Origin of the sequence: Neobacillus niacini (assembly GCF_030817695.1) — a bacterium.
Taxonomy (GTDB): Bacteria; Bacillota; Bacilli; order Bacillales; family Cytobacillaceae; genus Neobacillus; species Neobacillus niacini_F.
The window spans coordinates 736,965-759,546 of sequence record NZ_JAUSZQ010000003.1 but is presented as its reverse complement, the minus strand read 5'-3'; the positions used below and the strand labels follow the sequence as shown (position 1 = coordinate 759,546).

The window sequence follows — 22,582 nt, the reverse complement described above, 5'->3', positions numbered from 1 at the left end:
TTTTCCATTAACGTCTGTAAGTTAAGTAACGCTCATACCAGATATCAATAAAATCAGGCGCAAATGGTCCTTTACGCTGCCGAATCCAATGAATGAGCTTCTCAACATTTCTTTTTAGTATTTGGTCAATCACTTCGGGATATTTCATTTCACGACGGTGGCGTTCATATTCATCTTCATCTAACAAATTAAACGTCATATCAGGGAACACCTTAATATCAAGGTCATAATCAATATATTTAACTGCTTCGCCATCAAAAATAAATGGTGAGCTGAGATTACAATAGTAGTAAATACCATCTTCACGAATCATTCCAATAATATTAAACCAGTATTGTGAATGGAAATAACAAATCGCTGGTTCCCTAGTAATCCATGTTCTTCCATCTGATTCCGTTACAATTGTGCGATCATTCCCGCCAATTACTAAATTTTGGGATCCCTTTAAAACGGTCGTTTCTTCCCAGACGCGATGGATGTGCCCATTGTGTTTATAGCTATGTATTTGTATTGGTTCTCCTTCGATGGGTACGCCCATGATTCTCCCCTTCTTCCTTCCTAAACGCTTTGTAACCTATATTCACGCACCTAAAAGACAAATGGTAACAAATCATTTACTATTTCTTATTATTATAACGGTTGCATAAAGAATTTAAAACAAAAGAGCCATTGATTTCAATGACTCTTTGAAAAAAAGTGCATATTTTTCAACCATTTCTTCATTTTTGACCTAAATGGAAGGTTCCAAGTCAGTTTGACGATACGATTGAATCACTTCTTCTGTTTGTTTTTCAAAAATTTCCTGAATTTCTTTTAGCTCTTTTTTCATTTGATTGATATCAAATTGGACACTTTCTAACTCGGTTTCGTTTTGTATAGCCAGTAGTTGTTGTTCGATTTCTTGACAACGTTCAAGTTCTCCCTGAAGGTATAGTAATTTTTCCATTGTCATCATCTGCTCAGATACTAAACGGTTAAAATGATCCATTTACCACACCGCCTTATTTTTTCTATCTACTATGTATTCTTTAACAATCAGTTTTATCCTTTGACTACTTATGTAGACTCAACAGAACTTTTGTCGAATAACGAAAAGCGGAAGCGCCTTGTTCATGGGCGACAGGCATAAGACGAGCCGGCTAGAAGGTTGCTCTTTAACCTTCTTGACGGATTGGCTTATGACCCCGAGCCCCTAGGCGCTGTAGCTAGACAATATTATTTAACACAGAAAGAAGACGCTCTATCGAATGAGAGCGCCTTCTGCTTACGAATTTATTAGCTTTGACCAAATTGACCAGAATTGCCTTGGCCTTTGTTAGCTTGAGATTGCTGGTTTTGTCTTCTAACCTCAGCAGCATCTGTTTGGCTAGCGAATTCAGTTCCGAATTGACCAGCAGAACCAGTAGCCCCAGCAGAACCTTGACCGCTTTGAGATTGCTGATTTTGTCTTCTTACTTCTGCAGCATCTGTTTGGCTAGCGAATTCAGTGCCAAATTGACCAGCTGAACCTTGACCTTGAGATTGTGCATTTTGTTGTCTAACTTCTTGGATGTTAGTCCCAGCAGAAGTTTTGTTTGGTTGTTGATTGAAGTTGTTTGCCATTTTAATCACCTCCACAAAAATTAAGATACCCAGGAGGTGATGAGACTATCCAAAAAAATTTTAAAAAAAATTATCATTACACTAATAACGAAATGCCGCCATCAACAATAAGTGTTTGCCCCCGAATCATACTTGATTCTTCTGATAAAAGAAACATAACGCAATTGACCATATCATCGATTTCAACCATTCGTCCCGCTGGTGTTTTCTCCCTTGCTTCTTGGAGAAGCTCTTCACGATTGGGGAAATGAGTTAATGCCTCTGTATCGACAGCCCCACCAGAGACGGCATTAACCACGATATTTTTCGGAGCTAATTCTACTGCTAAATATCTTGTTAAGGCCTCTAAGGCTGCTTTAGATACCCCTACTACCGTGTAATTTTCTAAATAACGAATTGATCCTAAAGAACTTATGCTGACAATCTTCCCGCCGCCATTTTTCTCCATTAGTTTAGCTGCTTCTTGAGCACAAAATAATAATGCTTTGCTGTTAATATTTAGGGTCCAATCCCAGTGATTTTCTTCTAGTTCCATTATAGGTCGTTGAACTCCTGAGGCAGCGTTATTAACAAAAATATCCAGCCTGCCAAATTCCTCCTCGATTTGTTGGAACATTGCCTTTATTTTGCTTACATCACCGACATTTGCTTTTACCACTAATACTTTTCTACCTATCGCTTCAATTTCTTCTGCTACTTTAAGTGCTGATGTTTTACTTCTAGCATAATTGATGACGATGTCATATCCTGCTTGAGCCAGCCTTAAGGCTGTGGCTTTTCCTATTCCTCGGCTGCTTCCTGTTATGAGTGCTACTTTTTGTGTCATTTACTCTAATTCCCTTCCAAAACAAGTTATTATCATTTTAGCGTTTTAATGTATAGATGACAATTGATTACAAAACCTAAGGCTATTAAAATGAGAAAGGAAGAAGATTATGTATGTAGGACGGGATATGACAGAACTTTCTATGGTCTCTAAAGCCGAATGGAGGGACAGCGAACTAGCCTTCTTTCACCACTCATTGCAGCAAATAGCACCCTACTTAAATAGTGAAGGTGTAACCATTCACCGTGAAATCATTGAAGAAATTGAAAATCGCGGCGGGATCAAGCGTCAAGAAGCTGATTATACACATGGAACCAAAGTTAGTTATGATTAATGTAAAAAGAACGCCACACAAGGTAACGTGTTCCGTTAACTATCGCAAACATTAAAAATGTAATGCAAAATGACCTTCAAATTGAAAGGTAATTTGAAGGTCTATTTTTGTTGATATAAAGGGATTTCTATCATTACTTGGGAGAAAATTTGGTTTGAAATGTGGTTTAGTTTAGCTCTGTTATAACTGAATGTTGATCTATCGCTGTATATGAAAAATAAACGGAAAACTTCCGGCTAAATTGGAAAATACCCATATTTCCTTAAAAATAAGGGGAGTTTTTCCGATTATCTTAACCAAATCTTTGGATTTTGTCTTATTTAAAGCAGTTAATCGGAATATCTCCGCTTATATCCGTTCTTAAGCTTCCCTTATATACATTAACAGGAAATTCTCCGCCTATTTATTCTTATACCCCACACAAAAATCTAATACCGAGAGGGCGGTAATGCGTTTTTATAGTGCAAAAAGGGTTCATTTTGGTTCGCATTTTCCTGTGAAAATTGACGTTTTGTGATAGGAAACGGACCCTTTTACTCACTTTTCTAACTATATTCTTTATACAGCTTAAGCATTTTATGAAAAGAAACTGGAAAAGCATGCTCTTCTATTTCATCTAAGGTGATAAATTTCCATTCATCATTCTCCAAAAATTCCGCGTCTATTGTGCCTATATATAAACGGATATTCCAGACTAAGTGGGAAAAAATATGTTCTATTTGACCAATATTTTTTTCTAATTTAATATTCATATCAAATGATTCTCTAAATAGGCCGGAAATTTGGGCACGTTCCATTACAAATGGCTGATGAAGTTCAACATTTGGAAATTCCCATAAATTTGCTAGCAGCCCATTTTCAGGACGTTTATGAATTAATATTTTCCCACTTTCATCCTTAACAATAATTGCAGCAAGGTCAACACTTCTTTGTGAGTTCTTTTTCGTTTTAATGGGAAGTTTTGTCTCGACTCCCTCATGAAACGCTTGGCAATGATCTCTTACTGGACAGAGCAAACAAGAAGGGGATGTGGGGGTACAGATTAATGCACCAAGTTCCATTAATGCCTGATTAAATGCAGAGGGTTCATCATGGGAGATCACCTGCCTAACCGCGTTTTCGAAAACCTTCCTAGTTGATGGCTTTGCGATATCCTCCCAAATCAATAGGATTCTTGATAAAACCCTCATCACGTTACCATCTACCGCCGGTTCAGGTACACCATAGGCAATACTTAAGATTGCTCCTGCTGTATAAGGACCAACCCCCTTAAGGGTTGAAATCTCTTTTGGTGTATCTGGTACTTGACCACCGTAGTTAGCGTTCACTTCTTTGACAGCAGAATGTAAATTTCTTACCCGCGAATAATAACCTAGTCCTTCCCACGCTTTTAGAACTTTCTCTTCATTTGCGTTGGCCAGATCTTCTATTGTTGGAAACCATTCGATAAATCGATTAAAATAAGGAATAACCGTATCAACTCTAGTTTGCTGCAACATGATTTCTGAGACCCATACTTTATACGGGTCCTGATCTTTTCTCCATGGCAGGTCGCGTTGTTCGGCTTTAAACCATGAAATTAAATCTTCCTGAAATTTTTTTATTGAGATTTTTTCTATATTTTTCAACTCATTTACCATTAGTAAAGTTCCTCCAGCCTGTTAAACAAAACGAAATAAGGGAATATAATAATAAGCATTTTTTAACGATAAGCCAAATTGTGTGTTTTGACAACAACTTATTAAAGGAGGATTTTTCCTTTTGGATACTGGAACTCATGTTGTTATGGGAATTGCCCTTGGCGGTCTTGCGACTCTTGATCCGGTGGTTGCCAGTAATTCAGCAACTGCTACAAGTGTTTTAATTGCTACTATCGCTGGATCACAAATACCGGATATTGATACCGTGTTAAAGTTGAGAAATAATGCGATTTATATTCGTAATCATCGTGGTGTCACTCACTCGATACCGGCTGTACTCTTATGGCCCCTTATACTTTTAGCGGTGATTTATCCATTCTTTCCAACAGCTAATCTTCTTCACCTATGGGGGTGGACATTTGCAGCGGTTTTCATCCATGTTTTTGTAGATATTTTTAATGCTTATGGGACACAAGCCCTTCGCCCTTTTACATCTAAATGGGTGGCGCTGGGAGTAATCAATACCTTTGATCCCATCATCTTTGGAATTCACGTGGCAGCCATCGTTATTTGGGTTATTGGCGCAGACCCTGGTTATACCTTTTTAGGAATGTTCATCGTTTTAATTGGGTATTATTTACTTCGTTTTTATGCCCAAGCGAAAGTACGGGAAGCCGTAAGAAAAATAATTCCGGATGCGACAGATATTATCACTTCACCAACCATGAAGTTTAACTTCTGGAGAATAGCCGCTATGAATGAAGAGGAGTTCTTTGTGGGAAGGGCAATGGGGACAAATATTGTGATATATGATCGTTTCAAGCGCGTACCGGTTCCCAAAACCCCAGTGCTTGAAGCAGCAAAAAAAGATAGTAATCTTGCTGCCTTTCTATCCTTTTCCCCTGTGTACCGCTGGGAATTAGATGAGTACGATGACCATTATGAAGTTCGATTTATTGATTTAAGGTACCGAAGCAATGGGCATTATCCCTTCGTTGCGGTGGTTCAGTTAGATTTAGAGTTAAACCCAATAAGTTCTTACACCGGCTGGGTGTTCAGCGAAAAGAAATTACGGAAAAAGCTTAGTATTATTCCAAATTAAATCGAAAAGCGGAAGTACCTTGACAAGGAGCCGCAACTAGACACGCTTATGACCCCGGGCACCTAGGCTGCTTGTGAAGACAATAGAAAAGGCGAGTGACTTTGGGTCGCTCGCCTTTTTAATTCATTGTATTTTTGTCTTCGATGAGGAAATCTTTGTATTTTGGGTTTTTGGCCACAAAATCATGGAGTCTCCCGCCATAATTTTCAATCCATTGTCTAACGATTCTTTCCGTCATTTCGCTGCCAAGATAATCTCTTCCTGCTTTTGCTGCGGTGGTTTCGAAATCCTCCCACATTAACTCAACCCATGTTCTTGCTTGATTATAGGAAAGCAATTCGTTTTTTTCTAACAAAAGTTTTGTTAATCTTTCATGATAATCGTTCATACATTCACCTCATTACCAATTTCTTATAACATAACCTACTCCTAAAATTCCAATACTATTAACACGTGATAAGCACTGTTGTGATGACACTTTGCTATTCACGGTTTCTCATTCCCTTTAACTGGAGGTACAGCATGAGAAATAAAGAAACCAATTTCCCTAATCAGAACAACAACAAGCTCGAGGGAGAGCCAAGAGCAAAAGCAGAATATGCTTCTAGAAGAGCCGATGGCACAATCAATACACACCCACAGGAGCGGATGCGTGCTTCTGGTCAGCGTGAAAAAGATACACCTGAGTTTTTGTAGGGCTTAAAACAGCGAGCAAACCAGAGACTTGTTTTCTGGTTTGTTTTATTTATTTGAGTTCTTTTAACATTGAGATAGGTAAAGCTTCTTCTTTTCCATCACCTTTTAGACGGTACCCCCAAGCAAATACACCATTAAGATAGTCTATTTTAAAATATTCCCCTGGGTCACCCTCAAGTTCATAAATTTCTCCTGGCTTGAAATTGGCTGGATCTAATAGATACGCTCGTGCCATAACTGCCTTTCTTTCGAGCACTGCATATTCACTCACCATACCCATTTGCTCTGCTTTTCTCGCTTTCTCTAACAGCTGGGCGATTTCCTGCTTTAATTCTTGCTCCGTCATGGCGCTGTATCGTCTTTCCTGATGCATTTTCCCCACTCCCATTTTCGTTTTTTCTTTTATTTTAGTATAGTTAGTTTTATGAAATTAATAAAGGAGAGATTACAATGAAAACCATCATTGTAACCGGTGCAGGTTCAGGATTAGGGAAGGAATTATCCTTACTATATTCGCAGCAAGGCTATCATGTCCTATTGACTGGAAGATCTGCGGATAAACTTTCTGCTGTAAAAACCGAAATAGAACAAGTAGGCGGTATGTCGAATTACGTTGTGCTTGATGTTCAACAGGAATCTGATATTTTAAAAAAAGTGGAAGAACTAAGTAAAGACCATAATATCTTTGGTTTAATCAATAATGCTGGTGTCGGACATTTTGGTCCTTTTGTTAGAATAGCACAACAAGAAATTAGCGAGATGCTTCATACGAACGTTTTTGGTACCATTTTAATGACAAAAGCTGTATTACCATTACTCCAAGCACAGGGTGAAGGTCTGCTGATGAATATTATTTCAACTGCAGGACTAAGAGGAAAGGTCAATGAAGCGGTTTATGCGGCAAGTAAATTTGCTGTTAGAGGCTTTACTGAGAGTCTGCAAAAGGAATATGAAAATAGCCCAATTAAAGTTAAAGCTGTTTATATGGGTGGGATGGATACTCCTTTTTGGGAAGGAAGCGATCACATAGCAGATTCTTCACACTTTCGTTCAGCTAAAGAGGTAGCCGAAATGATTCTCGAGCAAATTGATCAGAATGAGATTATCATCGAAAGTAAAAAATCATGACCAACAGCGTCATGATTTTTCGATTTCTCTTAAATATTCTTCAATTAATTCCATTGAAAAGCCCTTTCGAAATAAGGCTTGTTTCATTTTTTGTTCGTATTCAAAACCACTATATTTACTATACTTCCGGAGAGCTTTTTCGCCCTGATACCTAATCGCTGCCATTTCCTCATCTTGTGCTTTATCCATATCTGCTTCATTTAGTGCTAAATGAATAACTTCAAAGGGATAACCCTTTCTTAACAGCAATTGTTCCGCTTTTTGCTTAACAATTCGCTCGGATTCCTTTTTACTTTTTTTTATTAATTTTTCAGATACCTTAATGGCTTTTTCAACTTGTTCCTCTTTAGAGTACTGTGCAATAGCCTGTTTAATAAGAACCTCGGTAATTCCTCTCTCTTTTAACTCCATAGTGATTAAGTCTTGGCCTTTATCTGTCGTATTCATTTGAGTCCGTACAAAGGAGAAGGCATATTCCTCATCATTAATGTATTTTTGAGAAGCCAATTTATATAGAACTTCATTAATGATAGGTTCCTCTACTTCCTTTTGTGTAAGATAATCCTTTATTTCCTTTTCTGACCTCATTCTTCTAGCTAAATAATTAACAGCTAGATTATAGGCCTTTCGAATATCGTCTTGATACTGTATTTCTTGGATGGAAAGTTCATCAATCTCCAACCCTTTTTTTAAATGAAACCTTACAAGTACATCACTATCGACACTAAAGGCATATTCTTCGCCCTTACCATAATCCATAAAAATATTAAAGCGATCTTTATTTTTCTGCTGTGTGGTGATTTTCGTAATAACAGCCATATCCGTCACCTCACCCTTACTTTACCATATTTTTTTAACATTTGAGTATCATTCCATTCTGATAAGGTAAAAATGGAGAATGTGCTTAATTTTTTCCATAAGCTTTTTAACGATTAACAAAAATGTTGAAAGGAATGAGCAAATATGGCAGGAAAAAAGAAAAAGGATATGGGCAGAGGGAAATACAGCCTAACTAGTACCCAAGAGGTACTGTATCAGCGTGACTTTAAATTAGCAGATCGTGCCGGCGGTTTTAACGACAGTAAGACAAAACTTTAATATTTTCCATTAATGGACCCCTTTCAAATGGTAAAGCTAATAGAGGGAACTTCTTACGTTCCTTATTGCTAACATGAAAGGGGTTTTTCTAATGGGTCGTGCGCAGGGACATAAAACTCGTGATAAAAACAAAGCATCACTTCCACAGGTTCCTAAAAACATGAAATCAGATGGTTATGATGTGGAATATTCCGCTGAATTTGCTGATCATGCAGACCTTGAAGCAATGGCACGAGCAAATGCAGCCAACCAGCGCGTAAAGCGCAGAAAAAACAAATAACCCTTTTAAAAAATGGGCAGCATTTTTTGCTGCAAAAAAAAGAAGCAGGTTCTTTCCTGCTTCTTTAAAAAATTTATAAGGGGGAAAAATTGATTAAATCATCGTGCCCTATAGAGAGATTTATGCCATTATTAGGCAATAGGACCCGGTAAAACTGATACTAGGTGATTGTGAATGGATCACTATCTCCTTTACAACTACAATATACTCCCCTTAAATTGCAATAACAATGGTTTTCACAGCTTTTTAACATATTAATGGTATAAATATGAATAGTATGTGAACTTTATAAGTTGTTTATATTAAAAATCAACTAAAGCGGTAACAATGAAACGGTTTCTTTCGTTTTTAAGTGTGCAACCATATCGAGCCATTCCTGCGGTTTATTGGAAAGAATGGAGTAATAAGTGGTTAGAAATTCAGCAACCAGGGACGCAGAAATAGAGTTCAGCTCATCGTTCATCGGCATAAAGCAAAAATCGAGTCCTTTTACAGCTTCTCCATTATTTTCCCATGAAGGATGTACATAGTCTAAATCGATTCGTTTATAACCTAAATGTGAAAGAACCTCACGCCGTACATAAGGGTCCATTACCTTCACACCGCCAAACTCGTGACCTACCCGATATGGATCATAAATTTCGGCAAACATACCGAAAAGCTCTTTACCATTATCACCAGCTAGCTTTTGTAAATCCTTTAAGCGGTTCTGTGCTAAGAACCGCCCTAGGCTGAGGCCAGGCATACTAATGATCGTGAAATCTGTCATGGCAATATTCCAATCCGGATAATAACGATACTCGGTTGCTCCTACAACCTCCTCGCCGTTAACAGCAACGAATACGCGAATACCGGGATCCTCTAAAGGCTCTTTCCATAAGTCATACTCTAAGACCTCTTCCGGCGGGAAAATTTCTCCCATTAAATCATGAAGCTTTTTAAAGTTTGGATCTTCAATCGTAGTAATTCGTTTATATTCCATTATTAACACTCTCCCTATGTTTAATTAAATGGATTTTTCCATTCCATTAGTGCTGCATAATTACACGATTCTTCATCTTCAAGGTAATTTTCTACAATACCAATCGGTTTCCGGCCGCAGCGAAGCAAAAAGGTAATAACCGGGTCCTTTAAATCCCCTGTTAGTAATTTATTTACATACTCATCTGGTGTTATGGTGTCAGCGACTTTATGAAACCCGGGCATCCTGCCGCCGCCAAGCAATCGGACCAGCTTTTTCTGGATCACAACATGGTACATGGCTTGCATCATCAATTTTCCTAGACCTAGTTTTCGGAACTTTGGGCGTACACTAATATCTACGATATAGAGTGTATCACCGCTTGGATTATGATTTTTAATGTATCCATGATCCGTAATTTCTTCCCATGTATGCTGCATATGTTTGGGATTAAACTGAACACAAAGGCCTGTAAGAGACCCAGCTAATACTCCATCTACTTCAATACATATGGCACCCTCTTGGAATCTCATCACATGGTTCGATAATTGTTCTTTATTCCACCATAAATCTGAAGGAAATGGCGGTGGAAAACATTCTGACTGTATTTGTATAAGTTCGTCAAAATCATCTTGAGTGTAATTGCGAATAGTCACAGGAACTGGCTTATCTTGGTCAAATACATAGAATTCACTATGATACACTGCAATTCCACCCTTCCACTATTTTTCCCAATCCGGATATAAATCCGTTCTCCGGTCACGCCACGTAGTTACGGACCCTCGTTCTCTAACTTCGTATAATAACTCCAAATCTAGGTCAGCTGTCACAATCATATCGTTGTTCACTTCCCCTTCCACGAGAATACCTTTTGGCGGGAACGGAATATCATTTGGTGTAATAATAACGGCCTGACCGAAATTAGCACGCATAAAATCAACGGTTGGCAGTGCACCGACAGTTCCGGTTAAAACGACATATACCTGATTTTCAATAGCACGAGCATGACTTGTATAACGTACACGATGGAAGCCGTGGCGGTCATCAGTACAAGATGGACAAAAAATCACGTCGGCCCCTTTAGCTTTTGCGATGCGGACGATTTCAGGGAACTCAATGTCATAACAGGTAAGCAGGGCAATTTTCCCTTTGTCTGTTTCAAAGATTTGAAAGCTGTCACCTTTCTCCATGTTCCATTCGTTTACTTCCGTAGGGGTAATATGAAGCTTTGCCTGCTCGCCTATCCTTCCATCTGGGTAAAATAAATGAGCTGTATTAAAAAGCTTGCTGCCTTTTTCAATAACATGTGTACCTGCAATAATGTGCATATTGGTTTGCTTGGCAAAATTCGAGAACAATTCTCGGTATTGTTCAGTGAAACGTGGTAAGTCATTGATTGTCATACGCTGTCCCTGCCCATTTCCAATCGATAGCAGCTGCGTAGTGAAGAATTCAGGGAATAGGACAAACTCTGCTCCAAATTCCTCCGCCGTTTTTATATAATGCTCGCATTGTGCCGCAAATTCTTCAAAGGAATGAATCGTATGTAAGTGATATTGTACAACTGAGACACGTAATTTCATCGTTCTTCCTCCTCTATAAAACTCATATGAGGAAATTATCCAATATTTTGGATAATAAAACAAATAAAAAACCACCATTCGGTGGTTTTCGTTTATTTACCTAGTTTTCCTTCGCCAAGCTCGATTTGTTTGATCACCTGTTCAGGCGATGTACCACCGAAGCTATTACGAACGGCTACTACATGCTCTGGAGATAATACCTTATAAATATCCTCTTCAAATAAGGAACTGAACTCTTGATATTCTTCAAAGCTTAAATCAAGTAAGAACTTTTGGTTTTGAATCGCATATAAAACAATTTTCCCGATAACTTCATGTGCCTCTCTAAATGGCAGACCTTTTCTTACCAAATAGTCCGCAATATCAGTAGCATTAGAAAAATCATTATTAATCGCTTTTCTCATAATATCTTTATTTACCGTCATTGTTTCAATCATTGGCGCTAATAGCATTAGGGAGCCTTCCAATGTTTCAACGGTATCGAACATTCCCTCTTTGTCTTCTTGTAAATCCTTATTGTAAGCTAATGGTAATCCCTTCAGGACTGTTAGTAAACCAATCAAATTACCAAATGTACGGCCAGTCTTTCCTCTTAGCAGTTCAGGAACGTCTGGGTTCTTCTTTTGCGGCATAATGCTGGACCCTGTACAAAAAGAATCATCGAGTTCAACAAATTGAAACTCTTGGCTTGACCAAATCACAAGCTCTTCAGATAGTCTTGAAATATGAGTCATGATGATTGAACCAATTGAGAGGAATTCTAGGATAAAATCCCGGTCGCTGACTGCATCCATGCTGTTCGGATAAACCGTTTCGAAGCCCAGTATTTCTGCAACTCGTTCACGATTAATTGGAAAAGTGGTCCCTGCTAAGGCACCAGAACCAAGCGGCAGCCAGTTAACGCGCTTTAAGCTATCAATCAGTCTCTCTTTATCACGTTCAAACATCCAGAAGTACGCCATCAAATGATGAGCAAATGAGACCGGCTGAGCACGCTGAAGATGTGTATAGCCTGGAATTAACGTGTTAACATTCTCTTTTGCCTGAACAAGAAGTGAACCTTGAACATCCTCAAGTAGTTTAATTAATTCCGTGGTCTTTGTTCGTAAGTATAGATGCATATCTGTTGCTACTTGATCATTTCGACTACGGCCAGTATGAAGCTTGCCGCCAACAGGACCGATTTTTTCAATTAATAATTTTTCAATATTCATATGAATATCTTCATCTTCCACTAAAAACTCAACTTCGTTATTGTCAACCATCTTTTTGATTTCAAGCAGGCCTGCTTTTATTTTTTCCGCATCCTCAAGCGGAATAATGCCGCATTCACCTAGCATTTGGACATGTGCCATACTGCCCGCAATATCCTCTTTGGCAAGCTTTTGGTCAAAGGAAATGGAAGCTGTAAATTCTTCCACTAACTTATTGGTTTCTTTCGTAAAACGTCCGCCCCATAATTTGGACATTGTTTGCCCCTCCTCAAAACTAACAAGTTTGCCCTCGAAAAGGTTTCGAGGGCACCTGGATTATTATTTCATTATCTTTTCTTTATTATTTACTTCAGCATTTACCTTTGTAGGCAGTCCCCAAATTTTGATGAATCCAACAGCCGCATTATGGTCGAAAGCGTCCCCTTTTGAATAAGTTGCCAATTCTTCATTATAAAGACTGTTTGGCGACTTACGACCTACAACTGTATGGTTTCCTTTGTGGAGTTTCACTCGAATCGTACCTGTAACTACCTTTTGCGTTTCATCAATAAAGGCATCAAGAGCTGGCTTAATTGGTGAGTACCAAAGTCCTTCGTAGATGATTTTTGCCATTTGCTGTTCTACTTGGGTTTTGAATTGTGTTACTTCACGTGTTAGAGTTAAAAATTCTAATTCTTTGTGAGCGTTAATTAATATTAATGCAGCTGGATTTTCGTAAACTTCTCTGGATTTGATTCCAACAAGACGATTTTCGATATGATCAATACGGCCAACGCCATGCTTGCCGCCAAGTTCATTCAAAGTTTCGATTAATTGCACCAATGGCACCTTCTCACCATTCAATGCAACAGGAACACCTTGCTCGAATTCAATTTCGATATATTCAGCTTTGTCTGGTGTTAATTCAATTGGTGCAGTCCAATCAAAAGCAGCTTCAGGCGCCTCTGCCCATGGATCTTCTAGGACACCAGCTTCACAAGCACGTCCCCAAATATTTGCGTCAATCGAGAATGGATTTTCTAAATCTACTGGAATTGGAATACCGTGTTCCGCAGCATACTCAATTTCCTCATCACGCGTCATGCCCCATTCACGAACAGGTGCAACAACCTTTAAACTTGGGTTTAATGCTTGAATGGAAACCTCGAAACGAACCTGGTCATTTCCTTTTCCTGTACAGCCATGAGCAACTGCTGTTGCTCCTTCTTTTTCAGCCACTTCTACCAATAATTTCGAAATTAATGGTCGTGAAAGTGCCGATGATAGTGGATATTTTCCTTCATATAAACAATTCGCCTTTAAAGCTGGCAAAATATATTCTTTTGCTAACAGTTCTTTCGCATCAATCATATAGGCTTTAATCGCACCTACGTTCAATGCCTTTTGTTTAATTGCTTCTAGATCTTTACCTTCACCAACATCTAGACCTAGTGCAATGACATCATATCCGTATTTCTCTTGAATCCATTTCACTGAAACGGATGTATCTAAACCACCTGAATAAGCTAAAACGATCTTTTCCTTCGCCATTATATATATCTCCTCGCATGTATGTGAATTAATATTCAATCAATAGAATTATTATACAACATAATTCAAAAAAATCTACTACTTTAGTAAATTTTTTAAAATTGCTTTTTGAGCATGGAGGCGATTCTCCGCTTCATCAAACACCACAGAGTGTGGCCCATCAATAATCTCAGCCGTTACCTCTTCTCCTCGATGTGCCGGTAAACAGTGCAAAAAGATATAATCTTCTTTAGCATGCTGACAAATTTCTGCATTTACTTGATATGCCGCAAGATCCTTCAATCTTTTTTCTGTTTCTGCTTCCAGACCCATACTGGTCCAAACATCTGTTACGACAATATCGGCATTATTTATAGCTTCTATCGGATCATGTGTAATGGTAATTTTGCTTCCAGTTAATTTTGCTGATTCAATCGCTTTTTCTGTAATCTTCCCATTTGGTAAATATCCTGGCGGACTAGCAATGCTGATATGCATTCCAACCTTTGCCGCTCCCTCCATTAATGAATGAGTGACATTATTGTTGCCATCCCCTAAATAACACATTTTTAATCCTGCCAATTTTCCTTTGTGCTCTTGAATGGTTAATAAGTCTGCCATTACTTGTGCTGGATGATGTAAATCTGTTAGAGCATTAATAACAGGTACTGTTGCATGTTCCGACAGTTCTTCAACCGTGCTATGTGCGAATGTCCTGATCATTATGCAATCAATATAACGTGATAAAACTTTAGCTGTATCTGAAACACTTTCACCCCTGCCAAGCTGCATATCTCTTGGACTTAGGAAAATCGCATGGCCTCCTAATTGGAGCATCCCGACCTCAAAGGAAACTCTAGTACGAGTAGAAGCTTTCTCAAAAATCATCCCTAGAACCTTTCCGCTCAAATAAGGATGTGGTTTTCCTTGTTTTTGAAGGCTTTTCAGTTCCTTTGCTTCCTCTAAAAGGTAAAGAATCTCATCTGTATGAAAATCGGACAAGGATAAGAAATCCTTGCCTTTTAATTGTGGCTGCTGTGACACACCCTTCGCGTTCCAGTTAATCACATTTGACATGTTCCACACCGCTCTCTTTGATATTGTAATATTCCGTTACTGTACGTACCTCTGATTGAGTAATAGTTTGAGCCTGAAGGCTGACCATTGCTTCCACTGTATCTAAATGAGTAAATACTGGTACATTGTAGCGGGTCGCTTGTTCACGAATGTAAAAACCAAACTTAATTTTATTTCTACCTTGGTTCGGTATATTGATGACGGCTTGAATCGTATTGTTTTTGAATAGTTCATTTACATCTTCGTTATCCTTAATAACCTTTTCAATTATAAGGCCATTTTCTTGTAGGAATTTTGCTGTCCCTTCCGTTGCAGTTAGCTTATAATTTTCATTTACAAACTGCTGAAGAATCGGAAGGCTGGCTTGTTTTTCCCGATCGGATATCGAGCAGAACAAATAGTTTTCTGTTTCATCGCTTGATGTAGGGAAAGCCTTTTCGAGCGCTTCATGGAAGGTTGCTCCTAAACCTAAAACTTCACCTGTTGATTTCATTTCCGGTCCTAAAACGTGGTCGACTCCCTTTAATTTGCTTCTTGAAAATACAGGTGTCTTAACTGAATAATAATTTGGTTCTGCTAATAAACCAGTTTCATTAGATAGAGAATCTAAGGAGACCCCTAATTGAACCATTACTGCCCACTCAATCATTGGAACGCCTGTAACCTTGCTCATAATTGGAACTGTACGTGAAGAACGTGGATTTACTTCTAGAACAAGGACTTGACCCTGATAAATAACAAATTGGATATTCATTATGCCGACAATTGGTGCCGATGTAGCGATCTTTTCAGCATACTGAATTAATGTTTCCTTTATCTCTTTCGCTAATGAGATTGGTGGGAATACACTAATACTGTCCCCAGAATGTACTCCAGCTCTTTCGATATGTTCAAAAATTCCTGGAACAATGACATTCTTTCCATCACTAATAACATCGACTTCACATTCTAGTCCTGGCACAAAACGATCGACTAATAATGGCCACATTTTCTCCTGCGAGCTATTTTCCTCAAGCTGTAGGATGTAATAGTTCAGTTCTTCCTCCGAAAAAATAGTAAACATCGATTGTCCGCCAATTACATAGGATGGACGAACTAACACGGGATAGCCTAGTTTTGCTGCTGCTTGAAACAATTCATCTTTATGATTTACGGTCTTGCCTACAATATGTGGAATCTTCAAATCTTCTAGCAGCTGATAAAATTCTTCCCGATCCTCAAAGCGGTCGACGTTTTCAACGGTTGTCCCTAGGATCTTTACTCCCTCTTCTTTTAAATCATGTGCTAAATTAATCGCTGTTTGACCACCAAACTGAATTAACACACCTTCGATATTCTCTTTTTCAATCACAGTAAGAACATCTTCTGCCGTTAACGGTTCAAAATAAAGGCTGTCAGCTACTGAGTAATCAGTACTAACTGTCTCAGGATTATTGTTGATGACGACTGCCTCATAGCCCATCTTCTTAATCGCCTTTGCTGCATGTACAGAGCAGTAATCAAATTCGATTCCTTGACCAATACGGATTGGTCCTGAACCAAGAACAAGAATCTTCTTACTGTTTGTAACTTCTACCTCATCCGCTCCAAGCCATGTCGAATAGTAATAAGGGGTAACGGCATCAAATTCTGCAGAACAGGTATCAACCATCTTGTAGCCAGGTTTCCAGTTAAGTTCTTTCCATTTACTTCTTATTTGCTTTTCCTCAATGCTATATATTTGTGAAAGGAGCTTATCGGAAATGTTATGACGCTTTGCTGTTTTTAACAGGGAAAGTGGTACATCATTCCATCCATAAGAAGCTAATTCGACTTCTAAGTCAACGATCGAGCTGATCTTGTATAAAAACCATGAATCAATTTCCGTCAATTCCTTAATTTTTTCAAAAGAAATGCCTCTTCTAAATGCTTCTGCGATCATAAATAGTCTTTGGTCATTTGGTCTTTGAAGTTTTTCAAATAAGACTCCAGTGTCTACACTTTTGTTTGATTCCAGACAAAGTCCAAATATATTTAATTCCATTGAACGGATTGCTTTATTTAGTGCCCCTTCAAAGGTTCGGTCAATTGCCATTACTTCACCAGTTGCTTTCATTTGTGTACCTAATGTACGGTCCGCTTCTGGGAATTTATCAAATGGAAAGCGTGGAAGTTTTACAACAATATAATCAATCGCAGGCTCAAAGGACGCAAAGGTGTTACCTGTTATTGGGTTCACAATCTCATCGAGATGATACCCAACCGCACATTTAGCCGCCATCCTTGCAATCGGATAACCTGTTGCCTTTGACGCTAAAGCGGAAGAACGGCTTACCCTTGGATTTACTTCAATAATGCAGTACTGATTTGAAACAGGGTTAAGTGCAAACTGGATGTTACAGCCGCCAATAATCTCTAATTCTCGTATTACTTTTAATGAAGAATTTCGAAGCATTTGATATTGCACATCTGTTAATGTTTGTGATGGAGCAACAACAATGGAATCACCTGTATGAACCCCAACAGGGTCCATATTTTCCATATTACAAACAATGATACATGTGTCATTGGCGTCTCTTATCACTTCATATTCAATTTCCTTCCAGCCTTTAATACTTCTTTCAACTAGGACCTGATGAATCGGGCTTGCTGCTAATCCCTTCTTTAGAACATTTTCAAGTTCTTCCCCATTATGGGCAAAGCCGCCGCCGTGTCCACCTAGTGTATATGCCGGTCGGATGATAACTGGAAAACCTATTTCATTGACGAACGATACTCCCTCCTCGTACGTATGAATAATTGCTGATTCTGGGATTGGCTCGTCAATTTGTATCATTAAACTGCGGAACCGATCACGGTCCTCGCCATTTTTTATCGATTCTACAGAGGTTCCTAACAACTCTACATTGTATTTTTGTAGAATACCTTTTTCATAGAGTTCTACCGTTAGATTCAAACCAGTTTGACCACCTAAAGTTCCAATAATTCCATCAGGCTTTTCTTTTTGGATAATTTTTTCTATGGTTTCAACATTTAATGGTTCGATATATACTTTATCGGCAACTGTTTCGTCCGTCATAATCGTTGCTGGGTTACTATTGATTAATACTACCTGTATTCCCTCTTCTTTAAGAGCGATACAGGCTTGTGTTCCTGCATAATCAAATTCAGCTGCCTGCCCGATTACAATGGGACCTGATCCAATTACTAATACTTTTTTTAGGTTTTTATTTAATGGCATAACGTTTATCTCCCACGGAATTTATCTGGTATACAAAATTTTCAAGGATGTATTCGGTGTCACTAGGTCCTGGATGTGCTTCCGGGTGAAATTGCACGGTTTGGATCGGAAAGCGTCGATGCTTTAACCCTTCAATGGATTTATCATTAACATTTCGGTACGTGATTTGGAATACCTGAGTGTCAATACTTTCATCGACCACCACATATCCATGATTTTGAGCAGTAATTTTCACTTTACCTGTTGCTAGTTCTTTAACAGGATGATTGCCTCCGCGGTGTCCGTAAGCGAGTTTTTCTGTTTTTGCTCCATAAGCAAGGGCAATTAATTGATGACCCAGGCAGATACCTAGAGTTGGATAATGTTCTGTAATCTTTTTGATTTCTGGAAACCATTGTTTCAGTGCCATTGGATCTCCAGGCCCGTTACTTAATAACACTCCGTCTGGATTTAAAGATTTAATTTTTTCAAAAGAGGTATTAAAAGGGACGATTGTAACCGAACACTTTTCATCCAGTAACGCATTGAGTATTGATTTCTTATATCCAAAATCAATCAGGACAACGTGAGGTCCTTCATTATTAAAATATTGAATGTTTTTCGTTGAGACTTTCTCTACCCAAAGTGGAGTAGATTTGTTTTCAACAAAAGTTTCAGTTTTAGACTTACTTAGATATCCTTTTACCGTTCCACGGCTTCGAATCGTTTTAACCAGTAATCTTGTATCCACTCCAGCAATTCCAGGAACGCCGGCCTGTATTAATTTTTCCGAAAACTTATTTATAGATTGGTAATGACTTGGTGTTTCACATAAATCACCAATCACCACTCCTGCTAAGGAAGGGGAAATGCATTCATCGTCCATCGCATTGATTCCATAGTTTCCGATAATGGGATAACAGAACGTGATAAGCTGCCCAGCATAGGAAGGATCTGTAATGATCTCCTGATAGCCAGTCATACTTGTATTAAAAACAACTTCTCCGATTGAGTCCTTGTTCGCACCTATTAGTATTCCTTCAAAAACCTCTCCAGTTTCCAAAGTAAGATATCCCTTTTCCAAAATCCTCACTCGCCTTTCTCTATACTTTGGAAAGTCTTTTCCAATGCTTTGGTGAATTGGTTGATTTCTTCTTTAGTTACCGTTAATGGCGGAAGCAGCCTAACAACATTTGGCCCCGCTGTTAAAATCAACAGTTGATTTTCGATTGCTTTTTGAACAATTTGAGGAGCCTTATCTCCGACAACCATCCCTTTTAAGAGACCTTTTCCTCTAATATCCTCTATAAAAGTATACTTTTCTTTAAACTTCGTTAACTGTTCATCAAAGTACACTGAAATTTCATTAACATGATTTAGTAAATTACTTTCAATGATATGAGATATCGTTGCAACCCCTGCTGCAGTTGCTAATGGATTGCCGCCAAACGTACTTCCATGTGTACCAGGCTCGAATGCTTTTGCTGCCTTTTCTTTAGCAATGATTGCACCTATTGGGAACCCAGAGCCAAGACCTTTTGCGATACTAATAACATCCGGTTCTATACCGTATTGTTCATATGCGAACAGTGTGCCGGTCCTGCCGATTCCTGTTTGAATTTCATCAACCATTAAAAGGATGTCTTTCTCATCGCAGATTTCTGCGATTTTCTTGACCCATTCGTGATTAGCTGGAATGACTCCACCTTCGCCCTGGACGAGTTCCAATAAAATGGCTGCTGGCTGGAGTGTTTTTAACTGCTCTAGTGCTTCAATATCATTAAATGGCAGATAACTAAAGCCTTTGACAAGCGGTGCAAATCCATTCTGGATTTTTTCCTGTCCTGTTGCCGATAACGTCGCTAACGTTCTTCCATGAAAAGATTGTTGAAAGGTAATGACTCCAAATGAATCTGTTCCTTTTACCTTATGTGCATATCTTCTTGCCATCTTAATCGCTGCCTCATTTGCTTCCGCCCCACTGTTGCAAAAGAAAACTTGGTCGCCACAGCTATTTGCTGTGAGAAGTGCAGCCAGTTCCTGCTGATTAGGAATATTATAAAGGTTTGAACAGTGCCAAAGATTTTGAAGCTGCTCCTCAAGTTTTTCTTTCACCACATCCGGTACATGCCCTAAATTACAAGTGGCAATGCCTGAAGTAAAATCTAAATATTTTTCCCCTTGATCATCCCATACATAGCTTCCTTTCCCCTTTACCAACGTAATGGGAAAGCGGCTATAGGTTGCCATTACCGGCGAAATTGGGGTTACAGAAGTGTTGGTGGTCATTAGGCAATCTCCTCGTCTAAAACAATTTTTGTTCCAATATTTTTGCCGTTCACGTATTCTACTAAGCTATTTTTTTCAAATCCATCGATAATACCGACCATCGGTATTTTATGAACTAATCCATCAATGGCTGCTTTGACCTTTGGAATCATCCCGCCATAAATGGTTTTATTTTCAATCAGTTCTTCTACTTCGGCTTTTGTAACCATATCTAGTTTGAACTTTTCACCATTTTTTTCCACTAAAATTCCCGGTATATCACTGATAAAGCAAAGGTTTGCTTCCAGCGCCTTGGCGACCGCACTGGCGGCAACATCTCCATTAATATTGTAGCGCTGTCCATTTTCGCCAATCCCGATTGGTGAAACGACAGGTATATGTCCTTGTTTTACAATACTTTCGATGACCGTGGTATTCACTTCAACCACTTCGCCTACAAAACCTAAACTTTCATCTGTAGTCGGAACAGCTTTTAACAAGCATCCATCCACTCCACTAACACCAAATGAACTGCCGCCTGCCTCAATGATGTTCCGTACTACTTGTTTATTCACCGTTCCGCTTAGCACCATTTCTACAATATCTAATACCTCGTGATTGGTTACTCTTAAACCATTTACAAAGGAGGTTTCTACATGTAAGTTATTTAACAATTTATTGATAAGCGGACCTCCGCCATGGACAATAATCGGCGTCCAATCTCCGTTTTGATGGAGGGAAATCACATCTTCATAGAATGTCTTTGGCAGATTTTCTAACACACTTCCGCCACACTTAATGACTATATAATTCATTTTTTTCCCCTCACTTAGGTGCGGTAGGATGCGTTGATTTTTACATAATCATAAGTTAAATCGCAGCCCCAAGCCGTTGCATTATCATCACCTTGATTTAATTCAACAAGAATACTAACGGTTTCCAGTTGTAGGTACTCTTTTACCTCTTCTTCAACAAATGGACAAGGTAAGCCATTTTCAAATACTTTGTAAGGACCAATAGCTACTTTCAATTTATTAGGTTCAACAGGAATTCCTGAATAACCTATTGCTGTAACGATTCTTCCCCAGTTCGGGTCAGTACCATAGATGGCTGTTTTTACAAGATTTGAAGATATAATCGACTTCCCAACTGCTCTTGCAGCTTCATGGCTGTAAGCGCCGTTTACTTGAACTTCAACAAGCTTTGTTGCCCCTTCGCCATCTCTGGCAATCTTCTTCGCAAGCTCTTCACTTACTAGCTTTAAACCTGCTTTGAATAGATCCCAATCTGGGTGGTCTTTGGTTAGCTGGTCATTACCTGCTAATCCGTTTGCCATGACTAAAACCATATCATTCGTACTTGTATCGCCATCAACTGTGATCATATTGAAGGTTTGATTCGTTATATCTTTTAAGGCTGCGTGTAAATCCTCATGGGCAATATTAGCGTCTGTTGTGATAAATCCAAGCATGGTTGCCATGTTCGGATGAATCATCCCAGATCCTTTTGCTGCACCGCCAATGCTGACTGTCTTTCCATCTATTTTTATTTGAACAGCAACCTGCTTAATGCAAGTATCCGTTGTTAATATCGCTTGTTTGAAATTTTGCTCATCTTTAAATTCTGGATTAAGGATTTGTTTAATCCCCGTTGTTACTTTATCCATTGGCAGAAGTTCTCCGATAACACCAGTGGATGTAACAGCAACCAGGTGCTCCTCGATACCTAATTCGTTTGCAAATCCTTTTTGCATTTGAAATGCATCTAGTATTCCCTGTTCCCCTGTGCAAGCATTGGCATTTCCAGAGTTGACGATTACCGCCTGGATTTTATTTTCTTTCGCAATGCTCTCTTGAGTAACTAAAAGGGGGGCTGCTTGAAAAATATTCGTTGTATATACGCCAGCAGTTGTGGCTGGAACTTCCGATACAATATATCCAAGGTCAAGTCGCTTTCTTTTTATCCCGCAATGCATGCCGCCTGCCGTGAATCCCTGCGGTAAAGTAACACTTCCTTCTTTTAGTACAACGATTTCTTTATTTGACACTACTGGCAACAAATTAAT

General features: G+C 38.8%; 25 protein-coding genes. 6 read left to right on the top strand and 19 right to left on the bottom strand.

Annotated elements, in window-relative coordinates; genetic code table 11:
- Positions 1 to 7: 7 nt before the first annotated feature.
- From ntdP to fabL, 4 genes are all read right to left on the bottom strand, one after another.
- Entirely contained in the window at positions 8 to 538 is a 531-nt protein-coding gene (ntdP, locus tag QFZ28_RS27205; RefSeq protein ID WP_179602571.1) for a nucleoside tri-diphosphate phosphatase, read from the bottom strand.
- Between the two features lie 192 nt (positions 539 to 730).
- A complete protein-coding gene (locus QFZ28_RS27200; protein ID WP_307197738.1) occupies positions 731 to 988 on the bottom strand; it encodes a YgaB family protein in 258 nt (85 codons plus the stop codon).
- Positions 989 to 1,275: 287 nt separating this feature from the next.
- A complete protein-coding gene (locus QFZ28_RS27195) occupies positions 1,276 to 1,602 on the bottom strand; it encodes a gamma-type small acid-soluble spore protein (RefSeq protein ID WP_307197737.1) in 327 nt (108 codons plus the stop codon).
- Positions 1,603 to 1,678: 76 nt separating this feature from the next.
- Entirely contained in the window at positions 1,679 to 2,428 is a 750-nt protein-coding gene (gene fabL / locus QFZ28_RS27190; RefSeq protein WP_307197736.1) for an enoyl-[acyl-carrier-protein] reductase FabL, read from the bottom strand.
- Between the two features lie 109 nt (positions 2,429 to 2,537).
- On the opposite strand from fabL, the gene QFZ28_RS27185 reads away from it, so the two are divergent.
- Positions 2,538 to 2,762 (top strand): hypothetical protein, encoded by a 225-nt coding sequence (locus tag QFZ28_RS27185; RefSeq protein WP_306077253.1) that lies wholly within the window; start codon positions 2,538 to 2,540, stop codon positions 2,760 to 2,762.
- Between the two features lie 545 nt (positions 2,763 to 3,307).
- On the opposite strand, the gene mutY is transcribed toward QFZ28_RS27185, so the two are convergent.
- A complete protein-coding gene (mutY, locus tag QFZ28_RS27180; protein ID WP_307197735.1) occupies positions 3,308 to 4,402 on the bottom strand; it encodes an A/G-specific adenine glycosylase in 1,095 nt (364 codons plus the stop codon).
- Positions 4,403 to 4,523: 121 nt separating this feature from the next.
- Between mutY and QFZ28_RS27175 the strand changes: the two genes are divergently transcribed.
- Entirely contained in the window at positions 4,524 to 5,504 is a 981-nt protein-coding gene (locus QFZ28_RS27175) for a metal-dependent hydrolase (RefSeq protein ID WP_307197734.1), read from the top strand.
- A gap of 118 nt (positions 5,505 to 5,622) precedes the next feature.
- On the opposite strand, the gene QFZ28_RS27170 is transcribed toward QFZ28_RS27175, so the two are convergent.
- Positions 5,623 to 5,892 carry a YfhJ family protein gene (locus QFZ28_RS27170; protein ID WP_307197733.1) on the bottom strand — a complete coding sequence of 90 codons (270 nt, stop codon included), beginning with the start codon at positions 5,890 to 5,892 and terminating at the stop codon, positions 5,623 to 5,625.
- 134 nt (positions 5,893 to 6,026) lie between these two features.
- Here QFZ28_RS27170 and QFZ28_RS27165 point away from each other — a divergent pair, with 134 nt between their 5' ends.
- Positions 6,027 to 6,200 carry a small, acid-soluble spore protein K gene (locus QFZ28_RS27165; RefSeq protein ID WP_179602579.1) on the top strand — a complete coding sequence of 58 codons (174 nt, stop codon included), beginning with the start codon at positions 6,027 to 6,029 and terminating at the stop codon, positions 6,198 to 6,200.
- Positions 6,201 to 6,249: 49 nt separating this feature from the next.
- Here QFZ28_RS27165 and QFZ28_RS27160 read toward each other — a convergent pair whose 3' ends face one another.
- A complete protein-coding gene (locus QFZ28_RS27160; protein ID WP_307197732.1) occupies positions 6,250 to 6,573 on the bottom strand; it encodes a YfhH family protein in 324 nt (107 codons plus the stop codon).
- Positions 6,574 to 6,650: 77 nt separating this feature from the next.
- Here QFZ28_RS27160 and QFZ28_RS27155 point away from each other — a divergent pair, with 77 nt between their 5' ends.
- Entirely contained in the window at positions 6,651 to 7,328 is a 678-nt protein-coding gene (locus QFZ28_RS27155) for an SDR family NAD(P)-dependent oxidoreductase (RefSeq protein ID WP_307197731.1), read from the top strand.
- Positions 7,329 to 7,337: 9 nt separating this feature from the next.
- On the opposite strand, the gene recX is transcribed toward QFZ28_RS27155, so the two are convergent.
- Positions 7,338 to 8,147: a recombination regulator RecX gene (gene recX, locus QFZ28_RS27150; RefSeq protein ID WP_307197730.1), complete on the bottom strand. Its 810-nt coding sequence runs from the start codon at positions 8,145 to 8,147 to the stop codon at positions 7,338 to 7,340.
- 144 nt (positions 8,148 to 8,291) lie between these two features.
- Between recX and QFZ28_RS27145 the strand changes: the two genes are divergently transcribed.
- Positions 8,292 to 8,426 (top strand): YfhE family protein, encoded by a 135-nt coding sequence (locus QFZ28_RS27145; protein ID WP_082799616.1) that lies wholly within the window; start codon positions 8,292 to 8,294, stop codon positions 8,424 to 8,426.
- Positions 8,427 to 8,517: 91 nt separating this feature from the next.
- Positions 8,518 to 8,706: a YfhD family protein gene (locus tag QFZ28_RS27140; protein ID WP_063254529.1), complete on the top strand. Its 189-nt coding sequence runs from the start codon at positions 8,518 to 8,520 to the stop codon at positions 8,704 to 8,706.
- Positions 8,707 to 9,019: 313 nt separating this feature from the next.
- On the opposite strand, the gene QFZ28_RS27135 is transcribed toward QFZ28_RS27140, so the two are convergent.
- The 11 genes from QFZ28_RS27135 to argJ form a co-directional block, all read right to left on the bottom strand.
- Entirely contained in the window at positions 9,020 to 9,688 is a 669-nt protein-coding gene (locus QFZ28_RS27135) for a GNAT family N-acetyltransferase (protein WP_307197729.1), read from the bottom strand.
- 20 nt (positions 9,689 to 9,708) lie between these two features.
- The gene (locus QFZ28_RS27130) at positions 9,709 to 10,371 is read right to left on the bottom strand and encodes a GNAT family N-acetyltransferase (protein WP_307197728.1); all 663 of its coding nucleotides are present in this window, start codon (positions 10,369 to 10,371) and stop codon (positions 9,709 to 9,711) included.
- Between the two features lie 18 nt (positions 10,372 to 10,389).
- Positions 10,390 to 11,250 carry a carbon-nitrogen hydrolase family protein gene (locus QFZ28_RS27125; protein ID WP_307197727.1) on the bottom strand — a complete coding sequence of 287 codons (861 nt, stop codon included), beginning with the start codon at positions 11,248 to 11,250 and terminating at the stop codon, positions 10,390 to 10,392.
- 92 nt (positions 11,251 to 11,342) lie between these two features.
- Positions 11,343 to 12,719: an argininosuccinate lyase gene (argH, locus tag QFZ28_RS27120; RefSeq protein WP_307197726.1), complete on the bottom strand. Its 1,377-nt coding sequence runs from the start codon at positions 12,717 to 12,719 to the stop codon at positions 11,343 to 11,345.
- Positions 12,720 to 12,782: 63 nt separating this feature from the next.
- Entirely contained in the window at positions 12,783 to 13,994 is a 1,212-nt protein-coding gene (locus QFZ28_RS27115) for an argininosuccinate synthase (RefSeq protein ID WP_307197725.1), read from the bottom strand.
- Between the two features lie 78 nt (positions 13,995 to 14,072).
- Complete coding sequence (gene argF / locus QFZ28_RS27110) at positions 14,073 to 15,050, bottom strand: ornithine carbamoyltransferase (protein WP_307197724.1); 978 nt, start codon at positions 15,048 to 15,050, stop codon at positions 14,073 to 14,075.
- Positions 15,034 to 18,270, bottom strand: a complete 3,237-nt coding sequence (carB, locus tag QFZ28_RS27105; RefSeq protein ID WP_307197723.1) for a carbamoyl-phosphate synthase (glutamine-hydrolyzing) large subunit — start codon at positions 18,268 to 18,270, stop codon at positions 15,034 to 15,036. Before carB ends, argF begins: the two co-directional genes overlap by 17 nt.
- Positions 18,257 to 19,333 carry a carbamoyl phosphate synthase small subunit gene (locus QFZ28_RS27100; protein WP_307197780.1) on the bottom strand — a complete coding sequence of 359 codons (1,077 nt, stop codon included), beginning with the start codon at positions 19,331 to 19,333 and terminating at the stop codon, positions 18,257 to 18,259. The genes carB and QFZ28_RS27100 overlap by 14 nt, the downstream gene beginning before the upstream one ends.
- A gap of 5 nt (positions 19,334 to 19,338) precedes the next feature.
- Positions 19,339 to 20,538, bottom strand: coding sequence for an acetylornithine transaminase (locus tag QFZ28_RS27095; RefSeq protein WP_307197722.1), 1,200 nt, complete (start codon positions 20,536 to 20,538; stop codon positions 19,339 to 19,341).
- Positions 20,538 to 21,332: an acetylglutamate kinase gene (gene argB / locus QFZ28_RS27090; protein WP_307197721.1), complete on the bottom strand. Its 795-nt coding sequence runs from the start codon at positions 21,330 to 21,332 to the stop codon at positions 20,538 to 20,540. Before argB ends, QFZ28_RS27095 begins: the two co-directional genes overlap by 1 nt.
- Positions 21,333 to 21,346: 14 nt before the next feature.
- Positions 21,347 to 22,573 carry a bifunctional ornithine acetyltransferase/N-acetylglutamate synthase gene (gene argJ, locus QFZ28_RS27085; protein ID WP_307197779.1) on the bottom strand — a complete coding sequence of 409 codons (1,227 nt, stop codon included), beginning with the start codon at positions 22,571 to 22,573 and terminating at the stop codon, positions 21,347 to 21,349.
- Between the last annotated feature and the right edge of the window lie 9 nt (positions 22,574 to 22,582).